Raw genomic sequence first — 17,472 nt, 5'->3', positions numbered from 1 at the left:
AGCATGGGAAAACTCATTTAGATCGTAAAATTGGTTCGCGATCTCAGTGTGTTTTTGTTATGATCTGTTATCAGGCTTTAAAATAAAAGTCGCTATAAATCAGTCTGTTAAGATATTTATACACTGATATCAACAATTTTATAAAAATCAATCTTTTACTTGTGGATAAAGTGCCTTCATAATACCCGGTCTTGGGTCGGGTAGCTGGCCAATTGAACGCAATAAATGCATGATTTTTAATCATTATTGATGTGCGGGAATAAAAATTATACCTCTGGGAGTTTAACTGTGTATCTGTCGGTTTGGCAAAGTTGTTTATATGTATTGCAAGATGAGTTGCCTTCGCAACAATTCAGTATGTGGGTAAGACCACTACAAGCAGAAAGTACCGAAGATACCTTAACGATTTACGCACCTAATCGCTTTGTTCTTGATTGGGTAAGAGAAAAGTATTTAAACCGTATTAATGAGTTACTGGTAGAAATTTGTGGTGATGAAGCGCCCGAATTACGTTTTGATGTAGGTAGTAAACCACTACTAAATACTCAAGCGGCGGCGCCAAGTGTTGAAGCCCCTGCATCACCTAGTTCACAGGCACCTGCTAAACAGCAACCTGTAGAACAAAAAGCAGCAGTAGAGCCTGCGCCTAAATCAGGCTATAAATCTAATATAAAAGATAACTATACCTTTGACAGCTTTGTTGAGGGTAAATCTAACCAGCTAGCAAAAGCGGCTGCAACACAAGTTGCAGATAACCCTGGCTCTGCCTTTAACCCGGTATTTATTTACGGTGGCACAGGCTTAGGTAAAACTCACTTATTACATGCAGTAGGTAATGGCATTATGGCTAACAAGCCCGATGCTAAAATTGTTTACATGCATTCTGAGCGTTTTGTGCAAGACATGGTAAAAGCACTACAAAATAACGCCATTGAAGAATTTAAACGTTATTACCGTAGTGTTGATGCGCTAATGATTGATGATATTCAATTTTTTGCTAATAAAGAGCGCTCACAAGAAGAGTTTTTTCATACCTTTAATGCATTATTAGAAGGTAATCAGCAAATTATTTTAACCTCTGACCGCTACCCAAAAGAAATTGAGGGCGTAGAAGACAGGCTTAAATCACGATTTGGTTGGGGTTTAACGATTGCTATAGAGCCGCCAGAACTTGAAACGCGCGTTGCCATTTTGATGAAAAAAGCGCAGCAGAGTAAAATTAATTTACCGCACGAAGTCGCTTTTTTTATCGCTAAAAAATTACGCTCAAACGTACGTGAATTAGAAGGCGCGCTTAACCGTGTAATAGCTAATGCTAATTTTACCGGACGCCCAATTTCTATCGACTTTGTAAAAGAAGCACTGCGCGATTTATTGGCACTACAAGATAAGCTTGTCACTATAGACAACATACAGCGCACCGTGGCTGAGTATTACAGAATACGTGTGTCAGATCTGTTATCTAAGCGCCGCAGCCGCTCTATCGCGAGGCCGCGTCAGGTAGCTATGGCATTATCAAAAGAATTAACTAATCACAGCTTACCTGAGATTGGTGACGCATTTGGTGGACGTGACCACACCACGGTATTACATGCGTGTAGAAAGGTTAAATCACTTCGTGATGAAAGCCACGAAATAAAAGAAGATTATCAAAATTTAATAAGAACGTTGTCATCTTAGGGCTGACTTTATTATGCAAATAACCATTTCAAGAGAACAATTTTTAAAGCCATTAGTGCAAGTATCGGGTGCGATTGAACGTAAACATACGTTACCTATATTATCTAATGTATTGTTAGTGGTAGAAAACGGGCAACTTTCAATGACAGGCACAGACCTTGAAATTGAACTAGTTGCAGGTGTTTTTGTTGGTGATGATATTGCCGATACAAAGTTAACGCTACCTGCTAAAAAATTACTCGATATTTGTAAAAGCCTGCCTGATGGTTCTGAGCTTACATTGAGCTTACAAGAGCACCAACTGCTTTTAACCAGTGGTAAAAGCCGCTTTTCACTTACAACGCTTGCCGCGGAAGACTTTCCTAATTTAGAGCAGTGGGATGGCGAGGTTGAGTTTCAGCTAACGCGTTTAGAGTTACGTAAATTACTTGAAAGCACGCATTTTTCAATGGCTAACCAAGACGTTCGTTATTACTTAAATGGCATGTCGTTTGAAGTAGATAATACCGACATAAAAACAGTGGCCACCGATGGCCACCGTTTGGCAATAGCGCAAAAAGAATTAGGCCAATCGTTAAATACGCAGCGCCAATTAATAATACCGCGCAAAGGGGTGCAAGAAATTATGCGCCTTATGGTTGCCGATGAAGAATTAGTTACTATTCAATTTGGCGCTAACCATATTCGTATTATCGATGTGGAATTTACTTTTACAAGTAAGTTAGTGGATGGCCGCTTCCCGGATTACCGCCGCGTATTACCACGTGGTGGAGATAAAGTAATTACTGCTAACCGTGAATGGTTACGTAATGCGTTTCAACGCGTGTCTATTTTATCTAACGAAAAATTTAGAGGTGTGCGTTTAAACCTTGCCAATGGCTTACTTAAAATTACGGCTAATAACCCTGAGCAAGAAGAGGCTGAGGAAATAGTAGAAGTAATGTATGAGGGTGATGAGCTAGAAATTGGTTTTAATGTATCGTATGTATTAGATGTACTAAATACACTAAAAACAGAAGATGTACTATTTACATTAGCAGATTCAAACAGCAGTGCACTTATTGAAGGTGCAGGCGATGAAGAAGCAATGTACGTGGTTATGCCTATGCGATTATAAGATACCAATTATAAATGAGTTTAAGTCACTTGAGCCTCAAGTATTTTCGTAATATTGAGGCACTGACGCTAGAACCAGTCAACGGCGTTAATATAATTTATGGTGAAAACGGCAGCGGAAAAACCAGCCTTTTAGAGGCTATTTATTACCTTTCTCACGGCAAATCTTTTCGAACACCTAAACATAAAAGTATTATTCAACATCAGCAAGATCTGTTTGTAATACATGGCCGCAAAGCGCTACACGACTTGTCTATTCCTATTGGGATTAGTAAAACCCAAAGTGGTGAAACTAATTTAAAAATACAAGGCAAAGCCAGTAGAAAAATCTCTGAACTTGCGCAGTTAATGCCTGTGCAAATTATTACACCCGAAAGCTATTCATTGTTTTTTGGGGGCCCAAAAGAGCGACGTAAGTTTTTAGATTTGGGTTTGTTCCACGTGGAACATGAGTTTTTTTATTTATGGCAATCGTTTAATAAAGTGCTTAAACAACGCAATGCATTATTAAAAAGTAAGCCAAAGAATTATTTTGACCAAATTAGGTTTTGGGACAAAGAATTTGTTAGACTGGCAGAACAAATAAATAAATTAAGAATGGCGTATATAAGTAGGTTTAAGCAGCAGTTTTTTGATAAAATGTGTGCAGAATTAACGCTTATACGCGATTTAGAAATCAACTTTAATGCAGGCTGGAAAGACAGTGAGTCTTTGAGTGATGCATTAGAGCAAAACTTTGAGCGAGACGCTCGCCAAGGTTTTACAAGTAAAGGCCCTCATAAGGCCGATTTTAGTTTTAGTGTCGCTGGCAACAGCGTAGAGAATACGTTTTCACGCGGTCAATTGAAGTTATTGCTTTATGCGTTAAAAGTAACGCAAAATAGTTTAATTGAGTCAGAGACAGATAAGCAATCTATATTGCTAATAGATGATCTACCTTCAGAGTTAGGCGAAGATACAAAAGAGAAAGTGGGACAATTATTGGCTCATTGCAGTTCTCAAATTTTTATTTCTTCAATTTTGTCTGATAGTATTTCTGCTGTGGTGGAACCCATGCAACGAGAACTACAAATGTTCCACGTGAAACATGGCAACCTAATAACAAGATAAGTGGGATTAACCATGTCTGAGAATTATGATTCGTCGAGTATTAAAGTACTTAAAGGATTAGACGCAGTAAGAAAGCGTCCTGGAATGTATATAGGGGACACCGATGATGGCACAGGCTTACACCACATGGTGTTTGAGGTCGTTGATAACTCTATCGATGAAGCCTTAGCAGGTCATTGTGATGATATTTATGTAACGATTCACTTAGACGGTTCAGTCTCTGTAAGAGATAACGGTCGTGGTATCCCAACTTCTATCCATGAAGAAGAAGGTGTGTCTGCTGCCGAGGTTATCATGACGGTACTTCATGCCGGTGGTAAGTTTGATGATAACTCGTATAAAGTATCAGGTGGCTTACACGGTGTTGGTGTATCGGTAGTAAATGCATTATCAGAAAAACTAACCCTTACTATTCGTCGTGAAGGTAAATTGCACGAGCAAACTTACAGCATGGGCGTACCTAACGCTCCATTAACTGTTATTGGAGATGCTGACACTACGGGTACTGAACTGCGTTTTTGGCCAAGTGGCGAAACATTTACAAACCTTGATTTTCATTATGATATTTTAGCTAAGCGTTTACGCGAGCTATCGTTTTTGAACTCTGGTGTAAGCATCATCTTAACTGATGAACGCGAAGAAAATAAAACCGACCACTTTAAATATGATGGCGGTATTCAAGCGTTTGTTGAATACTTAAACCGCAATAAAACACCAGTACATAAAGGTGTATTCCACTTTACTCACGAGCGTGAAGAAGATGGTATTAGCGTTGAAGTTTCAATGCAGTGGAACGATGGCTTCCAAGAAAACATTTACTGTTTTACTAATAACATTCCACAACGTGATGGTGGTACTCACTTAGCCGGCTTTAGATCTGCGCTAACACGTACACTTAATAACTACATGGAAAAAGAAGGCTTTAACAAAAAAGCTAAAACAACCAGTAACGCAACGGGCGATGATGCGCGTGAAGGCTTAACTGCGGTTGTAAGTGTTAAAGTACCTGATCCTAAGTTCTCATCACAAACTAAAGACAAGCTAGTATCAAGCGAAGTTAAATCTGCGGTTGAGCAAGCAATGGCTGAAAAGTTTTCTGATTTCTTATTAGAAAACCCAATGGATGCCAAAATTGTTGTTGGTAAAATTATTGATGCAGCACGAGCACGTGAAGCGGCGCGTAAAGCCCGTGAAATGACTCGTCGTAAAGGCGCTATGGATTTAGCAGGTTTACCTGGTAAATTAGCTGACTGCCAAGAAAAAGACCCATCATTATCTGAACTATACATAGTGGAGGGTGACTCAGCTGGCGGTTCAGCCAAGCAGGGTCGTAATCGTAAAAACCAAGCAATTTTACCACTTAAAGGTAAAATCTTGAACGTAGAGAAAGCACGCTTTGATAAGATGCTTTCTTCACAAGAAGTAGCGACGCTAATAACAGCCCTAGGTTGTGGTATTGGCCGTGATGAATATGACCCAGAAAAACTACGTTACCACAGCATCATTATCATGACCGATGCGGACGTGGATGGTTCTCACATTCGTACATTGCTACTAACATTCTTCTATCGCCAAATGCCAGAAATTGTTGAGCGTGGTTATATTTACATTGCACAACCGCCACTTTATAAAGTGAAAAAAGGTAAGCAAGAGCGTTATATTAAAGACGATCCTGCACTAGTAGATTACCTAACATCACTTGCACTAAATAATGCAGCGCTTTACACAAGCGAAGATGCAAGTGCAATTGAAGGTGAAGCGCTTGAGCAAATAGTACAAGATTACCAAAACACAGTTAAAGTCATTGAGCGCTTAAAACGTAAATACCCTAACACGGTAATGGAACGTTTGATTTACCAAAGCGAGTTAAAAGTAGAAGACTTATCTAACGAAGCTAAAGTAATTGAGTGGACTAAAGAGCTAGTTGACGACTTAGTTGAACGTGATGAAGATGCGACAATTTTCCATGCGGGTACTGAGCATGATGCAGAGCGCAACTTGTACTTCCCGGTTGTGAATATTCGTCAGCACGGTGTGGATAAAGCACACGTATTACATTACGACTTTATTGCCTCACGTGACTACCAACGCATTGCTGTGACTGGCACGAAGATCGCAAACATCTTAAAAGAAGGCGCATATGTTCAACGTGGTGAGAAAACAAAACCTGTTGATAACTTTGTGGATGCTTTGGAATGGTTGATCGCAGAATCTAAGCGCGGGATCTATATTCAGCGCTATAAAGGATTAGGCGAAATGAACCCTAGCCAACTGTGGGAAACCACAATGGATCCTTCAGCTCGTCGTATGTTACAAGTAACAATTGAAGATGCTGTAGCGGCAGATCAATTGTTTGCAACATTAATGGGCGATCAAGTTGAGCCTCGTCGTGAGTTTATAGAAACCAACGCACTTCGCGTAGTTAACTTAGACGTGTAAAAAATTATACTTACATCTTAAAAGGAGCCTAATGGCTCCTTTTTTATTTTAACAACCGCACAAACTGCTTAAAACCTGCGTGTGCACAAGGTATACTGAGGGTAATTTTCACGCTACTTTCAGATAGTAAAAAGCCAAATATGCAAAAATATGACGTTAAAACCTTTCAAGGTTTGATCCTGGCTTTACAGGATTATTGGGCGCAGCAAGGCTGTGTCATTATTCAACCACTTGATATGGAAGTGGGCGCAGGGACATTTCACCCGCAAACATTCTTAAAATCTATTGGCCCTGAGCCAATGTCGAGCGCATACGTACAACCGTGTCGCCGTCCTACCGATGGCCGCTACGGCGAAAACCCTAATCGCTTACAACATTACTACCAATTTCAGGTAGTTTTAAAGCCATCACCAGATAACATTCAAGAGCTTTACCTAGGCTCACTAGAAGCGATGGGAATTGATACCCTAACGCACGAAGTACGCTTTGTAGAAGATAACTGGGAATCGCCAACACTAGGCGCATGGGGCTTAGGTTGGGAGATTTGGCTAAACGGTATGGAAGTAACGCAGTTTACTTACTTTCAGCAAGTAGGGGGCTTAGAGTGCTCTCCTGTAACCGGTGAAATTACCTACGGCCTAGAGCGTTTAGCAATGTACATTCAAGGCGTAGACAGTATTTACGACCTAGTATGGGCAGACGGTCCATTAGGGCGTGTAACTTACGGCGATGTATTCCATCAAAATGAAGTAGAACAATCTACTTACAACTTTGAACACGCAAACGTAGATGACTTATTTGCACAGTTTGATAAGTGTGAAGCTGAGAGCCAAAAGCTAATTGAAGCAAATTTACCACTACCTGCTTACGAGCAAGTAATGAAAGCATCGCACGCGTTTAACTTACTCGATGCGCGCCATGCAATCTCAGTAACCGAACGTCAGCGTTATATTTTACGCGTTCGAGCGTTATCAAAAGCGTGTGCACAAAGCTATTACGATGCACGTGAAGCGCTTGGTTTCCCGCTGTGTAAGGATAAGTAAGCATGTCAGCACAAAATTTATTAGTAGAAATTGGCACCGAAGAGCTGCCACCAAAAGCACTGCGCAAATTAGCAGAAGCCTTTGCCGCAAACTTAACCGCAGAGCTTGAAACACTAGAGCTTGGGCATGAAGGCGTAAGCTGGTATGCATCGCCTCGTCGTTTAGGTTTACAAGTAAAAGCGCTTGAAGCAAAGCAGCAAGATAAAGAAGTAGAAAAGCGTGGCCCTGCAACTAAAGCTGCGTTCGATAGCGAAGGTAACCCAACTAAAGCAGCAATGGGTTGGGCACGTGGTTGTGGTATTGACGTAAGTGAAGCACAAACTCTTGAAACCGACAAAGGCGCTTGGCTTTTACATATTGCTAAAGTAGCAGGACAAGAAACCAAAACGCTGATGAGCGATGCCATTGCAAAGTCGTTAGCAAAGCTGCCAATACCTAAGCCAATGCGTTGGGGCGCGAATAAAACACAATTTATTCGCCCAGTTCATACCGTAACTATTTTATTTGGTGATGAACTTATTGAAGGCGAAATTTTAGGTAAGCAAGTAACTAATCAGTTACAAGGCCACCGTTTTCATCATCCAGAAAAAATCACCATTAGCCATGCAGATGACGTGTTCGACGTATTAAAATCAGCCTACGTTATTGCTGATTACGAACAACGTAAAGCGCAAATCCGTGCACAAATAGAAGAAGCTGCAAGCGCAGTGAATGCGGTTGTTGCAATGGATGAAGACTTATTAGAAGAAGTTACTTCACTGGTAGAGTGGCCAGTAACGTTAACGGCAACATTTGAAGAAGCATTTTTAGATGTACCTGCCGAAGCGCTAATTTACACCATGAAGGACGATCAAAAATACTTCCCGCTATTAGATCAAAACGGCAAGCTTTTAAATAAGTTTTTGTTTGTATCTAACATCGAAAGTAAAGATCCAAGTGTGGTTATATCTGGTAACGAAAAAGTAGTGCGCCCACGTTTAGCTGATGCGCAGTTCTTCTTTGAAACAGATAAAAAGAAAACCCTAGAAAGTCGCTTAGAGTCACTTGATACTGTTTTATTCCAAAAGCAATTAGGTACGCTTAAAGATAAATCTGTACGTATTAGCGAACTTGCCGGCTACATTGCAGAGCAACTAGGTGCCGACAAAGACCTTGCAAAACGTGCTGGCCTATTAAGTAAAACAGACTTAATGACCGAAATGGTAATGGAATTTACCGACGTGCAAGGTGTAATGGGTATGCACTATGCACGCTTTGATGGCGAAGCAGAAGATGTAGCTATTGCACAAAACGAGCAATACATGCCGCGTTTTGCGGGCGACAATTTACCTACAAACCTAATCAGCTGTGCAGTAGCAATTGCAGATAAGTTTGATACGCTGGTGGGTATTTTTGGTATAGGCCAAGCACCAAAAGGTGACAAAGACCCATTTGCACTTCGTCGTGCTGCCATTGGTGCACTGCGTATCATGGTAGAAAAAGAGCTACCGCTTGATATTTTAGACCTAGTAGCAAAAGCACAAACACTGTTTGGCGAAAAGCTTACTAACCTAAATGTATCAACCGACGTATTTGACTTTATGCTAGGGCGCTTCCGCGCATGGTATCAAGACGAAGGCATTGAAGTAGATGTTATTCAGGCAGTACTGGCACGTCGTCCTACTAAACCTACTGACTTTGACCGTCGTGTTAAAGCAGTAAGCCACTTCCGTACGTTAGACGCAGCAGAAGCGCTTGCAGCAGCGAATAAGCGTGTAGGTAACATACTAGCTAAAAATAACATTACCACCGAAGGTGATGTTGATGAGAGCCTATTAAGCGACGACGCTGAAAAAGTATTAGCATCACAAGTAGCAAAATTTGCGACTGAGCTTGCACCACTTTACGCTGATGGAAACTACCAAGAGGCATTAAGCCAATTGGCAGGTATTCGCCAAAGTGTTGATAACTTTTTTGACAACGTCATGGTTATGGCCGACGATGAAGCTGTAAAGCAAAATCGCCTCGCACTATTAAGCCAGTTAAGCCGCTTATTTTTAGATATTGCAGATATATCTGTACTACAAAAATAACACCGCTTAAGCCAATAAAAAGCCAGCGTATTGCTGGCTTTTTAGTTTTAACAGAACGAAGGAAACCCATTAATGATGCCAATGAAACGAATTTTAACGCTTGCCATTGCCGGCTTACTCACAGCGTGTACTAGCCAAGTGTCTATTAACGACGTACTACCACAGCAAGAGCTGGATAAAACAATTTACCTAAGAGGCGATTTTACGCTTTGGGATGCAGAGCCTCAGTACCAGTTTATGCCAGTAGGCGGCGCGCTTTACCAAGCAGAAGTTAAATTTAGCACCCCAGGTAAAGTGTACGAATTTAAAATAGCCGATGCCGATTTTAGTGAAGGCTACAACTGCGGCTATAGCGACTCACAACCTGCAGGGCAAAAACTAACGCTCGGCCAACCCGTCCTTGCAGACTGTAATACTATTTATAATTACTTTAGTTACTCACCTGCAATAAAAGGCACATACATAGTAAGTATTGATTACAGTGACTACGATAAGCCGCAAGTGACGATTACGAAGAAATAGCTGTCAGTTGGGTAGAGTGAAATGAAACCCAACATGTGCGGCGAATAAAACTGTTCTGCTGGTTATCAAATACGTTGGGTTTCGTAAAACTCAACCCAACCTACATCAATAATAATTTTTATTGATTGCTATAAATATACAATCAAATTAATGATCTTAGTTAGTATTAATCACAGTCGTAAATCAAAAGCGCGATAATGGATAAGTAGATTTTAAGTAGGTTGGGTAGAGTGAAACGAAACCCAACATGTGCGGCGAATAAAACTGTTCTGCTGGTTATCAAATACGTTGGGTTTTGTAAAACTCAACCCAACCTACATCAATAATAATTTTTATTGATTGCTATAAATATATAATCAAATTAATGAGCTTAGTTAGTCTAATTACAATCGTAAACCAAAAGCGCGATAATGGATAAGTAGATTTTAAGTAGGTTGGGTAGAGTGAAACGAAACCCAACATGTGCTGTGAGTAAAACAGTTCTGCTGGTTATCAAATACGTTGGGTTTCGTAAAACTCAACCCAACCTACATCAATAATAATTTTTATTGATTGCTATAAATATACAATCAAATTAATGAGCTTAGTGAGTATTAATTACAGTCGTAAATCAAAAGCGCGATAATGGATAAGTAGATTTTAAGTAGGTTGGGTAGAGTGAAACGAAACCCAACATATGCTGCGAATAAAACTGTGCTGCTGGTTATCAAATACGTTGAGTTACGTAAACCTGTCTTGATTATAATTAACAAAACTAATCTATACTCTTATTTATCTGTTTATTTTATGGATAAAAATATGCGTTATAAACGTATGTTAGAGGCGGGCGCATGTTATTTTTTTACGGTAAATTTAGAAGATAGATCTCAGCCTTTGCTTGTGGAAAATATAGAGTTATTACGCCGTGTATATTCAAAGGTGGCAAATAATCACCCAATAAAGACGATTGCAATTGTTATCATGCCCGATCACCTTCATGCTATTTGGCAATTACCTAAAGGTGATAGTAATTACGCAATGCGTTGGCGACTTATAAAATCAGGCTTTTCTCGAGAGCTGCCAGCAACAGAGTTTTGTAATAAAAGTCGAATAGCGAAAGGAGAGCGCGGGATTTGGCAGCGTCGCTATTGGGAACATAAAATTAGAGATGAAGAAGACTTAAATAATCATATTAATTATATTCACTACAACCCGGTGAAACATAACCATGTTATTAAAGTGAGTGATTGGCCATTTTCAAGCTTTCATCAATACGTTAAAAATTCAAAACTAAGCCAAGATTGGGAGTGCAATAATGATTCAACCACTTTGTATGATGAATAAAATTTCGGTGTTATAAAACAAGTTGGGTTTCGTAAAACTCAACCCAACCTACATCTGGTTTAAGTTCTTAACGATGCGTTAAATATTCAAAAATAACCCAACTTACTAAACCAGCTTTCAAACCTATAACCCTTTCTTCACCACATACCTATACGGTGCTTCATCGGCGTCTGTAGCCACCAGCGTGTGATCCATAAACGTACAAAAACTTGGAATATCGCGAGTGGTTGATGGGTCATCAGCGGTAATTAATAACGTTTCACCGTCGTTCATCTTACGAATTGCCGCGCGTATCATCATTACAGGTTCTGGGCAGCGTAGGCCTATGGCGTCTAATTGGTGATCGGGATTATCAAAGCTCATAAAAAGTTACCTGTAAAAATAGTCGCGGCTTGGTTAGGTCGGGTAGTTTAGCGCAATTAATCTGTTTGGTTAACTGTTTTGCATATAACGGGTAAGCGTAATACATTAAAAAATAATCTGGTTTAAATTTAATACACCCGATCACATTATTCATATCGGCTATAAGCTGGTGGCATAAAAAAAGGCGAACTAACTTGCGCTAGTTCGCCTTTTTAATCACCAAGATGGTTTACATGTTTAAGTTAATACTTAGTCTTGAACACGTTCAAATACAGTCGCGATGCCTTGGCCTAAACCAATACACATAGTTGCTAGACCATATTTTGCATTTTTATCTTCCATTAAGTGAATAAGCGAGGTGCTAATACGCGAACCTGAACAACCTAGTGGGTGACCAAGTGCGATTGCGCCGCCGTTTAAATTCACTTTTTCATCAACCACGTCTGCTAAACCTAAGTCTTTAAGTACAGGCAGTGATTGTGCTGCAAATGCTTCGTTAAGCTCTGCTACGTCAATGTCATCAATAGTAATACCTGCTTGTGCAAGTGCTTTTTTACTTGCTGGTACTGGGCCGTAACCCATGATTGATGGATCGCAACCGGCAACTGCCATTGCTTTAACGCGTGCACGAATTGGTAAGCCAAGCTCTTTTGCTTTTTCTTCGCTCATTACTAACATGGCTGATGCGCCATCAGAAAGTGCAGAAGACGTACCCGCAGTAACCGAGCCAGAAGCAGGGTTAAATACTGGGCGAAGCTGAGATAAACCTTCAACCGTTGTTTCAGGGCGAATTACTTCATCATCTTCAACTAAAATTAAAGAGCCATCAGCTGCGTGACCTTCCATTGCTAAAATTTCGCGGCGGAAACGTCCTTCAACTGTTGCAGCATGTGCGCGTTGGTGCGAACGGTATGCAAATTCGTCTTGCTGCTGGCGGCTAATTCCGTGAATGGTAGCAAGGTATTCTGCAGTTAAACCCATAGAGCCAGATGCTTGCGCAATTGAAGTTGCTAAGCCTGGGTGAAAGTCGTTACCGTGAGTCATAGGAACGTGACCCATGTGCTCAACACCGCCAATTAGGTAAGTGTCGCCAGCGCCTGTCATAATTGCGCGAGCAGCGTCATGCAATGCTTGCATAGACGAGCCACATAAACGGTTAACGGTTGTAGCTGGTACTGAGTGTGGAATACCTGCAAGTAACGATGCGTTACGTGCAACGTTAAAGCCTTGCTCTAATGTTTGCTGTACACAGCCCCAATAAATATCGTCAATTGATGCAGGATCAACTGCTGGGTTGCGCTCTAATAACCCTTTCATAAGGTGAGCACTTAAATCTTCCGCACGCTTGTTTTTAAATACGCCGCCTTTTGAGCGACCCATTGGTGTGCGGATACAATCTACAATTACTGGATTATTCATGATATTAACCTTCCACCTTATAGAAAACACGACCTTCTTCGGCCCATTTGCGAGTTTGCTCTGATACTTGGTAAATCGCACCTAGGTGAGCATATTTGTCTGCTGCTGCAACAAAGTTAGCTAAACCTGTTTGATCTAAGTAACGGAACGCGCCGCCTCTAAATGGAGGGAAACCAACGCCGTATACAAGGGCCATATCAGCTTCTTGAGGAGAAGCAACAATGCCTTCTTGTAAACAAAGAAGCACTTCGTTGATCATTGGGATCATACAACGGTCGATAATTTCTTGTTTATCAAATTCTTTCGGTGCATCAGTAATTGGCGCTAGTAGCTCAACTGCTGTTGCATCGGTTGATTTTTTAAGACGACCACGACGGTCTGTTTCGTACTTGTAAAAACCTGCTTTGTTCTTTTGACCAAAACGTTTTTCGTTAGCAAAAACAGTCACCGGATCTTTTTCTGCGCGTGCCATACGCTCAGGGAATCCGTCAGCCATTACGCCAGTACAGTGATACGCCGTATCAATACCTACAACATCAAGCAGGTAAGCCGGGCCCATTGGCCAGCCAAATACGTTTTCCATTACTTTATCTACTTTTGCAAAGTTAGCGCCTTCAACAACTAATTTGCTAAAGCCTGCAAAGTACGGGAATAAAACTCGGTTTACAAAAAAGCCAGGGCAATCGTTAACAACAATTGGAGACTTGCCAAGTTTAAGAGCGTAATCAACAACTGCATTAATTGTTTTATCAGAGGTTTTTGCACCACGGATAATTTCTACTAATGGCATTTTTGGCACTGGGTTGAAAAAGTGCATACCACAGAAGTTTTCTGGCTTATCGAGTGCTTCTGCAAGTAAGTCTATACAAATAGTCGATGTGTTTGATGTAAGTACCGTGCCTTCTGGCATGTTCTTTTCAAGGTCAGCTAATACCGCTTGCTTAACTTTAGGGTTTTCTACAACCGCTTCAACAATAATGTTGGCGTTTTGTAGGTCTGCATCGTTAAGCGTTGGCTTAATTTTGCTAAGCGTTGCCAGCATTTTTTCCATTGGCATGTGGCCGCGTTTAACTTTTGCACCCAGTAGTTTAGATGCTTCACCCATACCTAAATCAAGCGCATCCTGTTGGATGTCTTTCATTACAATTGGGGTACCTTTATAAGCAGACTGGTATGCAATACCGCCGCCCATAATACCAGCGCCTAATACAGCCGCTTGTTTAATTTCAACATCGCTGTGCTTAGCAAGCTTACGTGCTTTACCTTTAATAAACTGGTCATTTAAGAAAATACCGGTTTGCGCTGCAGCTTCATTAGTGCGCGCAAGTTTTGCAAAGTTAGCATTTTCGATTGCCATTGCTTCATCGCGAGTACAGTTGGCCGCTGCTTTAATAGTGCGAACTGCCATAACCGGAGCAGGATAGTGGCCTTTGGTTTTACCCATTACCATACCTTCTGCCATTGCAAAGCTCATGCCTTGCTCAACACGGTTTAATTTAAGTGGCTGAAGTTTAACATCGCGCTTTGCCTGCCAATCTAGCTTGCCGGCAATTGCTAATTCAAGTGTTGCTAGGCTTGACTCTAAAAGTTTGTCAGCACTAACTACCGCGTCAAACGCACCTACTTTTAGGGCGTCAGCGGCACGGTTTTCTTTGCCTGAGGTGATCCAAAGCATGGCGTTATCTGCGCCAATAATGCGTGGTAAGCGCACTGTGCCACCAAAACCAGGCATTATACCTAGTTTAACTTCTGGTAAGCCCATTTTAGCGGTTTCGCTTGCAACGCGATAATCGGTAGCAAGTGCCCACTCACAGCCGCCGCCAAGTGCCAAGCCATTTATAGCGCTAAGAGTTGGGAATGGTAAGTCTTCGATTGCGTCAAAAACGTCGGTTGCGTTTTTGATCCACGTTACTAATTCTTCTTCTGGTTTAGTAAATGTTGGTAAAAATTCGAAGATATCTGCACCAATAATAAAGTGATCTTTATCACTGGTAAAAATCATGCCTTTGATATCAGAATTAGACGCTAATTCTTTTAATGCTGCTGCACAATCTGAAAGAGTTTGCTGAGATAGTGTGTTTACAGAACCTGCAACACAAAACTTAAACTCGGCGATGTTTTCCTTTAGGAAGCTAACTTCAAAGGAATCGCTTTTATATAACATTATTATTCTCCCTAGTTGACGAACTAAGACTGGTACGATGAGTTTGCATTTCGACCAGTGTGCTTGCTTTAAAATTAAAATGCAACGAAAAATTTAACTCGGTTACAAACGGTTGGTTAAAATATAGCTGGTTTGGTGCTAAGGTGTACTGGAATATGCTAAAGGTACTCATTAATTATTATGAGTGCGTAAATTAAATGTTGTTCATACTTTATTAAAGGCACTCTCATTATTGTTTTAGTGTCTCAAACTGGAAATTATTAACCCTGACAGGTCGTTAAACCTAAAGGATATTATGAAAAAAATTTTATTAAGCGCTGTGGCAGCTGCCTTTATTCTTCCTTTTAGTTCTGCCCAAGCGAGTATCGATAATGACGCGTTTTTAGATGCTGAAAAAAAAGTGCGCTATGGTAGCTACCAAGACTTTAAAGAAGCAATAAACGGGTTAGACCACCCGCTAAAGCCGTATGTCGAAAAAACATATTGGCAACGCCATCCCAATTTTAAATACCAAAGCGAAATAGAAGATTACCTAACCATTTATGAACATACCCCGCTTGAGTGGCCGGTACGCAAAGCGTGGTTAGAGTATCTTGAAAAAAACAATAAAAAAGCAGCTTATATAAAAAACTACCGAGAAACGTCTAACGCAGCGCTAACATGCACGTTTTTAGATTTTCAGCTTGATTTAGGGGCGCCAGAAAAAGCCATTTTTAATCAGGTTACCGATTTATGGACGGTGGGTAAGTCGCAACCGAATGAATGCGACCCGCTATTTTCGCTTTGGCGCAAAAAAGGCTATTTAAATAATGAACTTATATGGAAGCGCATAACGCTTGCAGCGCAGGGCGGTACGCAAAGTTTACTCCCTTATTTAAAAACGTTGTTACCTAAAAACGAGCGTTACTTAGCCGATTTATACTCAAAAGTACGCCGCGACCCTAGTGCGGCAGCAGGCTTGTATCGTTATAAAACTAAGTCAGCAAAAGAAGCGCAAATAGCCATTTATGGTGTTAAGCGTTTAATTTGGCGCGATAAAGCGTTGGCTTTAAGAGCCTGGCAAAAGCTAGAAAAAATGTTTACTTACAGCGATGAAGAAAAAGCAGATTTGTATTACACGTTTGCTTTATCGCTTGCTTCAAGTGGGCATAAGCAGGCCAGCTTTTGGCTTAATAAAGTGCCTAAAGCGCGACAAGACAGAAAGCTAATTCAGTGGCAACTTGGTAATATGCTTAAAACCCAAGACTGGGAAGGCATAGCGGCTTTTTTTACAGGTAAAGACGATTTAAGTTTAGGCCAGCAATATTGGCTTGCTTATAGCTATGCTAAGCGAGGCGAGCAACAAAAAGCAGACGAAATTTGGACTAAAGTGGCCGCTAACCGCGATTACTATGGTTTTTTAGCGGCGGCACGATTAGGGCTACCAGTTGATTTAAACAATCAGCCTTTGCAGGTTGATCAAAAACTAGTAGAGAAGGTGAAGAATGCGCCGGGCTTTAAACGTGCAAAAGCACTTTACGAACTCGAGCGTTTTACCTCTGCACGCCGAGAATGGAATTACTTAACGAACACCTCTACTGATGAAGAAAAACTAGCTGCCTCAAAGGTTGCAGCGCAAAACAATTGGCACGATAACGTTATTTTCACGTTAGCTAAAATTAAAGCATGGGATTATGTTGAACTGCGTTTTCCGTTTGCATTTCAAGATATATTTGAGCGCTACAGTAAACGCAGCAAAATAGACCCCGCGTGGAGTATTGCAATTGCACGGCGCGAAAGCTCGTTTGCACCAGATGCGCGTTCGCATGCAAATGCGCGTGGTTTAATGCAATTGCTCCCTAGTACGGCAGAATACGTTAACAAAGCAAGGGTATCGAGTACGCGTTTGTACCAACCTAAAACCAATATACGCTTAGGTACTAGTTACTTGCAGTACTTAAAAAAGAAAAACAAAGGGAATGAAATACTTGCTACGGCTTCTTACAACGCAGGGTATCATCGTATTAAACGCTGGTTACCTGACGAAGCCATACCTGCAGAGCTATGGGTTGAGCTGATCCCGTATAGAGAAACGCGAGATTACGTAAAAAATGTGTTTGCTTATCGCCAGGTTTATCACACCCGGATGGGCCGAGAAGGAAACGTGCTCGCGCCGTTACTCAACATGAAAATGGGCGGGTAAATTATGTAATACCAATTGCCTAAAATATTTAGCCATTCT

12 protein-coding genes are annotated in these 17,472 nt (G+C 40.9%); 9 read left to right on the top strand and 3 right to left on the bottom strand.

The genetic code is table 11. From position 1 onward, the window contains the following. Positions 1-288: 288 nt before the first annotated feature. The 8 genes from dnaA (at position 289) to SJY38_RS14790 (ending at position 11,305) form a co-directional block, all read left to right on the top strand. Positions 289-1,680, top strand: coding sequence for a chromosomal replication initiator protein DnaA (gene dnaA, locus SJY38_RS14825; RefSeq protein ID WP_004588059.1), 1,392 nt, complete (start codon positions 289-291; stop codon positions 1,678-1,680). A 13-nt stretch (positions 1,681-1,693) separates the two neighbouring features. Beyond that, a complete protein-coding gene (gene dnaN, locus SJY38_RS14820; protein WP_004588058.1) occupies positions 1,694-2,797 on the top strand; it encodes a DNA polymerase III subunit beta in 1,104 nt (367 codons plus the stop codon). Between the two features lie 14 nt (positions 2,798-2,811). Next, positions 2,812-3,906, top strand: a complete 1,095-nt coding sequence (gene recF / locus SJY38_RS14815) for a DNA replication/repair protein RecF (protein WP_377110064.1) — start codon at positions 2,812-2,814, stop codon at positions 3,904-3,906. Between the two features lie 12 nt (positions 3,907-3,918). Next, positions 3,919-6,345, top strand: coding sequence for a DNA topoisomerase (ATP-hydrolyzing) subunit B (gene gyrB / locus SJY38_RS14810; RefSeq protein ID WP_286743956.1), 2,427 nt, complete (start codon positions 3,919-3,921; stop codon positions 6,343-6,345). A 140-nt stretch (positions 6,346-6,485) separates the two neighbouring features. After that, on the top strand, positions 6,486-7,388 hold the full coding sequence (gene glyQ / locus SJY38_RS14805; RefSeq protein ID WP_004588055.1) for a glycine--tRNA ligase subunit alpha: 903 nt from the start codon (positions 6,486-6,488) through the stop codon (positions 7,386-7,388). Between the two features lie 2 nt (positions 7,389-7,390). Then, positions 7,391-9,460: a glycine--tRNA ligase subunit beta gene (gene glyS / locus SJY38_RS14800; RefSeq protein ID WP_286740493.1), complete on the top strand. Its 2,070-nt coding sequence runs from the start codon at positions 7,391-7,393 to the stop codon at positions 9,458-9,460. 72 nt (positions 9,461-9,532) lie between these two features. Next, positions 9,533-9,982 (top strand): hypothetical protein, encoded by a 450-nt coding sequence (locus SJY38_RS14795; RefSeq protein WP_286740496.1) that lies wholly within the window; start codon positions 9,533-9,535, stop codon positions 9,980-9,982. 798 nt (positions 9,983-10,780) lie between these two features. Next, complete coding sequence (locus SJY38_RS14790; RefSeq protein WP_286740498.1) at positions 10,781-11,305, top strand: transposase; 525 nt, start codon at positions 10,781-10,783, stop codon at positions 11,303-11,305. A gap of 123 nt (positions 11,306-11,428) precedes the next feature. Here SJY38_RS14790 and tusA read toward each other — a convergent pair whose 3' ends face one another. The 3 genes from tusA to fadB all read right to left on the bottom strand — a co-directional run bounded on the left by tusA (position 11,429) and on the right by fadB (position 15,251). Continuing rightward, positions 11,429-11,668, bottom strand: a complete 240-nt coding sequence (tusA, locus tag SJY38_RS14785; RefSeq protein WP_286740501.1) for a sulfurtransferase TusA — start codon at positions 11,666-11,668, stop codon at positions 11,429-11,431. A gap of 249 nt (positions 11,669-11,917) precedes the next feature. Continuing rightward, positions 11,918-13,087 (bottom strand): acetyl-CoA C-acyltransferase FadA, encoded by a 1,170-nt coding sequence (gene fadA, locus SJY38_RS14780; RefSeq protein WP_004588050.1) that lies wholly within the window; start codon positions 13,085-13,087, stop codon positions 11,918-11,920. A gap of 4 nt (positions 13,088-13,091) precedes the next feature. Then, a complete protein-coding gene (fadB, locus tag SJY38_RS14775) occupies positions 13,092-15,251 on the bottom strand; it encodes a fatty acid oxidation complex subunit alpha FadB (RefSeq protein WP_286740506.1) in 2,160 nt (719 codons plus the stop codon). A gap of 295 nt (positions 15,252-15,546) precedes the next feature. Between fadB and SJY38_RS14770 the strand changes: the two genes are divergently transcribed. Then, positions 15,547-17,433: a transglycosylase SLT domain-containing protein gene (locus SJY38_RS14770; RefSeq protein ID WP_377110058.1), complete on the top strand. Its 1,887-nt coding sequence runs from the start codon at positions 15,547-15,549 to the stop codon at positions 17,431-17,433. Positions 17,434-17,472 lie beyond the last annotated feature (39 nt).

It is taken from the genome of Pseudoalteromonas sp. R86517 (assembly GCF_042466295.1).
Classification (GTDB): domain Bacteria; phylum Pseudomonadota; class Gammaproteobacteria; order Enterobacterales; family Alteromonadaceae; genus Pseudoalteromonas; species Pseudoalteromonas atlantica.
This window is presented reverse-complemented; position numbering and strand designations above follow the sequence as displayed.